This is a genomic window from Bradyrhizobium sp. (assembly GCF_049581145.1).
Lineage (GTDB): Bacteria > Pseudomonadota > Alphaproteobacteria > Rhizobiales > Xanthobacteraceae > Bradyrhizobium.
In genome coordinates, this window is the sequence record NZ_JBAURI010001319.1 from 1 (window position 1) to 6576 (window position 6576).

Genomic DNA, 6576 nt, shown 5'->3' on the forward strand with positions numbered 1-6576 from the left:
AGCGAGAGTGAGATCAACGAGCTTGAGTCAGGCGCGGTCGAGGGACGCTCCCCGGCCCGAGCGTCAGCGCCCCGCCACGGTGACGTCCGACGATGGCCAGCCAGCAGTCGATGGGCTGGCGCGTTCGCGACCTCCGGGTCGACGATGCATTGCGCGGCGCGGGGCAGTGGCGTTGCAGCGGGCGAGCGGCGGCACTCGCCGAGCGTTGGCGGGCCATAGACCTGCAGGCCAATCGGATAATCCGGGTCGAAGGTCTGCGCGCGACGGCAACGCTGTTGAGAATCGCAATCGCCGGCGCCGCCAAGCTTGGAATGCGCATCATCCGCGAGACCGATTGATTGTCGATCAGGCCGCCGTCGCCTCAGGAGACGTGATGGTGATGTCGGCGATGATGCACAACCGGTGGCGGCGGATAGGCATCGGCTGCAAAATAGGGATTGATCTGGCATTCCGCCGAGCGACCCGAGGCAGTCGCGTTGCATTGCGCGAGCGAATTGTACCGGCACTCGTAATAGACGTCTCCCTGGTCGAAGACGTGCAGGCAAACCGGATAATTGGGGTTGAAGGTTTGCGCCGGCGCCGGCGTCGCCATCGCAAGCGTTCCAATCGTGAGAGTGACTAGAGCCAGAACGCGCATCGGAATCTCCTGTAAGAGCATCAATTGCGACGGCCACGCTGGGCCTCGCGATGTTGGAGGATGGTGCCGGGCGTTTCGCCCTGACGCCGCCGCCTGGCATTCCGGTAGCTTGCAAAGCCGCCATCGGCAAGCGCCGCGACGAACTCGCACCCTTCATGCAAAAGAGCATGTCACCGGCGACCGACGCGCCCGAATCGAGGGCACAGGTGCTTCCGCCGAAGCGCAAGTCACCGCATCTTCCGGCTCCGTACGTCGCTGGCTGCAAGCGCGTAAGCAACAACCCCGCAGCCGTCAATTCATGTTCACGCGCGTCAGGACTTTCAGCAATGCGGAGGGTGATTCGAGTCGATCAGTCCCTTTGATCATAGACATATCGAAGTCGTCGATGGCGGCTGCGAGAAGCGTGGGGATCATCGGTCCGCCCGCCAACGTGGCGATTCGCGACGCAAGTCCGGAATCGCCCCGAAGCGGTTGCCATGCGCTGGCCGCAATTGTCGAAGATGCAGTGAGTAAACGCTGGGTATTCGTCACCCCGAAAACAGAATGGATGACGCGCTCCGACGGCCTTCGCCGGCTAGGCGCCGAGCACCGCCGATGTGCCCGAGGGAGTGCCACGCACACAACATCACGTATAAGTGCTCCCGATTCCATTTTGACGGCGACTCATTCGACACATGACGAGTGCGATGCATGATGTTGCCGCGCGGGTTCCATCCCATGTCCTGAGTTCCACTGTGGTCGAGCCGACATTGGAACCCGTTCCGACGTAAAAACTCCCGCGAAGTGCCTGCAACACAACATTAATTTGCGGTAATCGTTGGACGCGTTTCCTGTCGAGTGTTGCGACCCAGTTACAGCAATTCACGCTGACGCTGTTATGAGGCTTGGGATGGCCTGGGGGCCGCAACTCGAACTGGAATTGAGAATGAAGATGAAGTTTTTGCTTGTTACTGCGAGTCTCGTCGCGCTTGCCGCGGCGTCGCCCGCGGTTGCGGCGGATCTCGCGGCGCGGCCTTACACCAAGGCGCCCCCGATGATGATGGCCGCGTACGACTGGAGCGGATTCTACGTCGGCATCAACGGTGGTGGTGGGACCAGCAACAATAACTGGACGCTCGTCGGCGGAGGGTCGGAAGGCCGTAATGACGCGAGCGGCGGCACGGTCGGTGGACAGATCGGCTATCGATGGCAGATGAGCTCCTGGGTGTTCGGCGTGGAAGCGCAGGGCAACTGGGCTGATTTCAAGGGCAGCAATGTCAGCAACGTGTTCCCCGGCGATAGCAACCAGACCAAGATCGACGCGTTCGGCCTGTTCACGGGCCAGGTCGGCTACGCCTTCAACAACGTGCTGGTCTATGTGAAGGGCGGCGCTGCGGTCGTCGACGACAAGTACTCGATTTTCGCTCTTCCGAGTGCGGCGCTGTTGGCCTCGACCACTGAAACCCGCTGGGGCGGCACGGTCGGCGCCGGCATCGAATATGGCTTCGCACCGAACTGGTCGGTCGGCTTCGAATACGATCATCTGTTCATGGGCACGACGAACAACAGCTTCACGGTGGCGGGCGTGCCTGCTGGTGCGGACAGCATCCGTCAGGATGTCGACCTCTTCACCGCGCGGATCAACTACAAGTTCGGCGGCCCGGTGGTGGCGAAATACTGAGTTTCTGTGCTTTGCGGCGGATCGAAAAACCCCGGCCTCGGCCGGGGTTTTTTTGTCGGCGATGAGGATTGCGGCGTCTGGCTGCGCGCGCGGGGGCAGATGCCAGTGCTCCAGGTGTTGGCGTTCGAGTCCTTAATTTGCGGGATGTTCTGTTCAGGCGCCGGAAAGGTTGATCGGCATCAGGCTGGCAGCACCGTAGCACTACGAATTGAGCCGGCGCGCTTTCCGGCTTTCATTGCGGTTGTGCTGCGATGAAGATTTTGCGAGTCAAGATGAAGGCGATCGTTGCAACAGTCGTGGCCATGGCCGTGCTCTACGCGGTCGATCGGGAATATACCGGCGGCCAATATACCTCCACGGCACAACTGATAATCGTTCAGATCGAACATTCAATCGGTATCTGACGGCAGCCGATCTGACATCTGCCGGTACGATTATCCTGTACCGCGGCTTTGGCTCAGTCGCCGGCGTCTTAATTGCGTCGGATTAGGCCCCGATTGTCCGTACATGATGGTCAGATGCGCGCTCTTGCTGTTTGCGGCGGTCTCGCTTGCGGGCTGTTGCCTGTCGGGCACCGCCTGTTATGGCCCCACAATGGCGGCTGGCGGCCCCCCGGCGTGGGATGGGCTCGGTGCCGCGCCGCCCGACGATGATTCGCCGGCCGCGGAGACAACCCCGCTCAAGAAACCTGCTCGGGTGAGGTCCAATCGGGCCGCCTCGGTCGATCCATCCTCGGGATCGGCAAATTCGTACATTTCGAATGACGACACATTCGAGCAGCAGCAGGCGGCGGACCGCGCCGATGACGCGCGGCTGAAGCAAAAGATGATCATCTGCCAGAATTGCGCCGCGACCGGCCCGGTGAACAACGACGTCTTGGGAAGCTCGCGCTGAGCCGGCGTGTCGTCGCGCTCGGCTCGAATTGCGACGATTGATTCTGTAATTGCGCTCGAGCGCGAAAAGCTTGGCCGATCTACGCCTTGGAACGCTTTGGTCACGGTACCATTTTAGTGCCCCCGCAGGACACTCGATGGTCAATGCAATTTTTTCAAAAAATATTGCCGGTTTCAGCAAACCATTATGCCCGCCATTGTACCTATTCTGTGATGTTGGAAATGGTACTGACAAAGCGCGGCAGGTCGAGATGGGAATGGCGGGTTTATGATCCGTCCGGCAAAGTCGTCATGTCAGGATGGGAAAACAGTCGCCCGGAAGCAAAATACCAGGGCGAGCGCGCACTTTTCCTGATCCTGATGACGACGGGCAGAATTTACGACCCACCGCAGACGACCTAGCACATCCATATTTCGTCTAATGCCATAGCGCGGGCCCCGGGCGGGACTCGGAATCAATCCAGGAATTGATGACCCAGGGATCAGCCCGAGAATCAACCAAAGAACCAATGCAACAATTGACCAAGAATTAACCACAGCGCCTGTGTGCCGGACCCGGCTGGGCGCCGGCTCTTGACGTAAGAACAAAAGAGAAACAATGTTCGCTCTATGTTCTCACGAACGGGAGATGGACGATGTTGCGGGTTTTTGTGGAAGAGGCGGTGGCACTGGCATCGATCACGCTGTTCGTCGGGATGATCGCGGTGTGGGCGCAGCTTTTGACCCAGCTTTGAGCGCTGCGGTGCGTGTTGTGGGGAAAAGCCGGATGGCGTCGCGGAATCGATGCTTCCGCGTGGACTTGAGCGGCGGAAGCCCCCACCATTGTCGTGCGAGTCGGTGGTGGCGGGTGTTTCCGCAGGGCCGCTGATCGCGTCAACTCGCCCCCCGCACGAGCCGCAAGCCAAGCATGTCCAGCGCCGGATTCGTCCATCTTCATGTCCATTCCGCCTATTCGCTGCTGAAGGGTTCGATCAAGATCGCCAAACTCGGCGAACTCGCCAAGGCCGACCGTCAGCCGGCCCTGGCGTTGACCGACACCGACAACATGTTCGGGGGATTGGAATTCTCCGACAAGATGGCCGGCTATGGTATTCAGCCGATCATCGGCTGCGAGCTCGCGGTCGATTTTGGCGACCACGATCCCAACGCGCGCAACGCGCAAGCCGCGACTCCGGCAAGAATCGTGCTCCTGGCCGCGCGCGAGCGCGGCTATCGCAGTCTGATGCGGCTGAACTCGCGGGCGTTTCGCGAGACGCCGGTGCATCAGGCCCCGCATATCAAGTTCGACTGGTTGTCGGGAGATGCCGAAGACCTGATTGCGCTGACCGGTGGTCCCGACGGGCCGATCTCGCTTGCATTTCAGTCCGGTCACGCCGAACTCGCCGTATCGCGCTGCGAGCGTCTGGCGGCCCTGTTCGGCGACCGGCTCTATATCGAATTGCAGCGCCACGGCCTCGACCGCGAGAGGCGTGTCGAGGGCAGCCTGATTGATCTCGCCTATACCAGGGGATTGCCGCTGGTTGCGACCAACGAGCCCTATTTCGCCACCGCCGACGACTACGAGGCCCATGATGCGCTGCTCTGCATCGCCGGCGGACGGTTGATTGCCGAAACCGACCGCGAGCAGTTGACCACGGACCACCGTTTCAAGTCCCGGGCGGAAATGGCTGTCTTGTTCGCCGACATTCCGGAAGCATTGGCCTCGACGGTCGAGATCGCCGAGCGCTGCTCGTTTCGCCCGCGCACGCGCAAGCCGATTCTGCCGCGGTTCACGGTGGGAGCGGGCTCCGGCGCCACGGACGCGGCAACCGAAGAAGCTGCCGAATTGCGTCGACAGGCCGAGCATGGGCTTGCCAACCGGCTCAAGGTCCACGGGCTCTCCCATGGCACCACGGAAGAGGACTACAGCAAGCGGCTCGCCTTCGAGCTCGACGTCATCACCCGCATGAACTACGCGGGCTACTTCCTGATCGTCTCGGATTTCATCAAATGGGCGAAGGCGCAGGGCATTCCGGTCGGGCCGGGCCGCGGCTCCGGCGCAGGCTCGCTGGTGGCCTATGCGCTCACCATCACCGATCTCGATCCGATCCGATTTGGGCTGCTGTTCGAGCGCTTCCTCAATCCGGAACGGGTCTCGATGCCGGACTTCGACATCGATTTCTGCCAGGATCGCCGCGGTGAGGTGATCGACTACGTGCAGCAACGCTATGGCCGCGATCAGGTGGCGCAGATCATCACCTTCGGCACCCTGCAGGCGCGCGGCGTACTGCGCGACGTCGGGCGGGTGCTGCAGATGCCCTATGGCCAGGTCGACAAGCTGACCAAGCTGGTGCCGCAGAATCCGGCGGCGCCGGTGACGCTCGCCGCTGCGATTGCGGGCGAGCCGAAACTGCAGGCGTTCCGCGACGAGGATCCGGTGGTGGCGCGCGCCTTCGACATCGCCCAGCGTCTCGAAGGCCTGACGCGGCACGCCTCGACCCATGCCGCCGGCATCGTGATCGGCGATCGGCCGCTCAGCGAGCTGGTGCCACTCTACCGCGATCCCAAATCAGACATGCCGGTGACCCAGTTCAACATGAAGTGGGTCGAGCCGGCCGGCCTCGTCAAGTTCGACTTTCTCGGGCTGAAGACGCTGACGGTGCTCGATGTCGCGGTGAAGCTCCTGAAGCAGCGCGGCATCAATGTCGAGCTGTCGACGCTGCCGCTCGAGGATGCCGCAAGCTACCAGATGCTGGCGCGCGGTGATGTGGTCGGCGTGTTCCAAGTGGAAAGTCAGGGCATGCGGCGCGCGCTGGTCGACATGCGCCCCGACCGCTTCGAGGACATCATCGCGCTCGTCGCGCTGTACCGGCCTGGCCCGATGGCGAACATCCCGACCTATTGCGCGCGCAAGCACGGCGACGAGGAGCCCGAATACCTGCACCCGATGCTGGAGCCGATCCTGAAGGAGACCTTCGGCGTCATCATCTACCAGGAGCAGGTGATGCAGATCGCGCAGGTGATGGCCGGCTACTCGCTCGGCGACGCCGACCTGTTGCGCCGCGCCATGGGCAAGAAGATTCGCGCCGAGATGGAGAAGCAGCGCGCCATCTTCGTCGCCGGTTCGGTCAAGAACGGCGTGCCGAAGGCGCAGGCCGATACCATCTTCGAACTGCTGGCGAAATTCGCCGATTACGGCTTCAACAAGAGCCACGCCGCAGCCTACGCGCTGGTGTCATACCAGACCGCCTATATGAAGGCGCATTATCCGGTCGAGTTCATCGCGGCCTCCATGACGCTCGATCTGAACAACACCGACAAGCTCTCGGAGTTTCGCTCGGAGGCGCAACGGCTCGGTATCAAGGTCGAGGCGCCCTCGATCAACCGTTCGGGCCCGACTTTCGAGG

Annotated in this window: 7 protein-coding genes and 1 pseudogene; 6 read left to right on the top strand and 2 right to left on the bottom strand. The window is 61.8% G+C overall.

What is annotated here, in order from left to right; translation table 11 throughout:
* Positions 1–92 precede the first annotated feature (92 nt).
* The gene (locus WCB02_RS42015) at positions 93–338 is read left to right on the top strand and encodes a hypothetical protein (RefSeq protein WP_423968935.1); all 246 of its coding nucleotides are present in this window, start codon (positions 93–95) and stop codon (positions 336–338) included.
* 23 nt (positions 339–361) lie between these two features.
* Here WCB02_RS42015 and WCB02_RS42020 read toward each other — a convergent pair whose 3' ends face one another.
* Together WCB02_RS42020 and WCB02_RS42025 are read right to left on the bottom strand one after the other, a co-directional pair.
* Positions 362–637: a DUF3551 domain-containing protein gene (locus tag WCB02_RS42020; protein WP_423968938.1), complete on the bottom strand. Its 276-nt coding sequence runs from the start codon at positions 635–637 to the stop codon at positions 362–364.
* Between the two features lie 349 nt (positions 638–986).
* Positions 987–1151 (bottom strand): annotated as a pseudogene (locus WCB02_RS42025) (hypothetical protein); the annotation flags it as partial.
* A gap of 411 nt (positions 1152–1562) precedes the next feature.
* On the opposite strand from WCB02_RS42025, the gene WCB02_RS42030 reads away from it, so the two are divergent.
* From WCB02_RS42030 to dnaE, 5 genes are all read left to right on the top strand, one after another.
* Positions 1563–2297 (top strand): outer membrane protein, encoded by a 735-nt coding sequence (locus tag WCB02_RS42030; protein ID WP_423968941.1) that lies wholly within the window; start codon positions 1563–1565, stop codon positions 2295–2297.
* Positions 2298–2569: 272 nt separating this feature from the next.
* A complete protein-coding gene (locus WCB02_RS42035) occupies positions 2570–2701 on the top strand; it encodes a hypothetical protein (protein ID WP_423968944.1) in 132 nt (43 codons plus the stop codon).
* A gap of 103 nt (positions 2702–2804) precedes the next feature.
* Entirely contained in the window at positions 2805–3191 is a 387-nt protein-coding gene (locus WCB02_RS42040) for a hypothetical protein (protein ID WP_423968947.1), read from the top strand.
* An 86-nt stretch (positions 3192–3277) separates the two neighbouring features.
* Positions 3278–3592, top strand: a complete 315-nt coding sequence (locus tag WCB02_RS42045; protein ID WP_423968949.1) for a hypothetical protein — start codon at positions 3278–3280, stop codon at positions 3590–3592.
* Between the two features lie 505 nt (positions 3593–4097).
* Positions 4098–6576, top strand: a 2479-nt coding sequence (gene dnaE / locus WCB02_RS42050) for a DNA polymerase III subunit alpha (RefSeq protein WP_423968951.1), incomplete at its 3' end; no start/stop codon positions are given.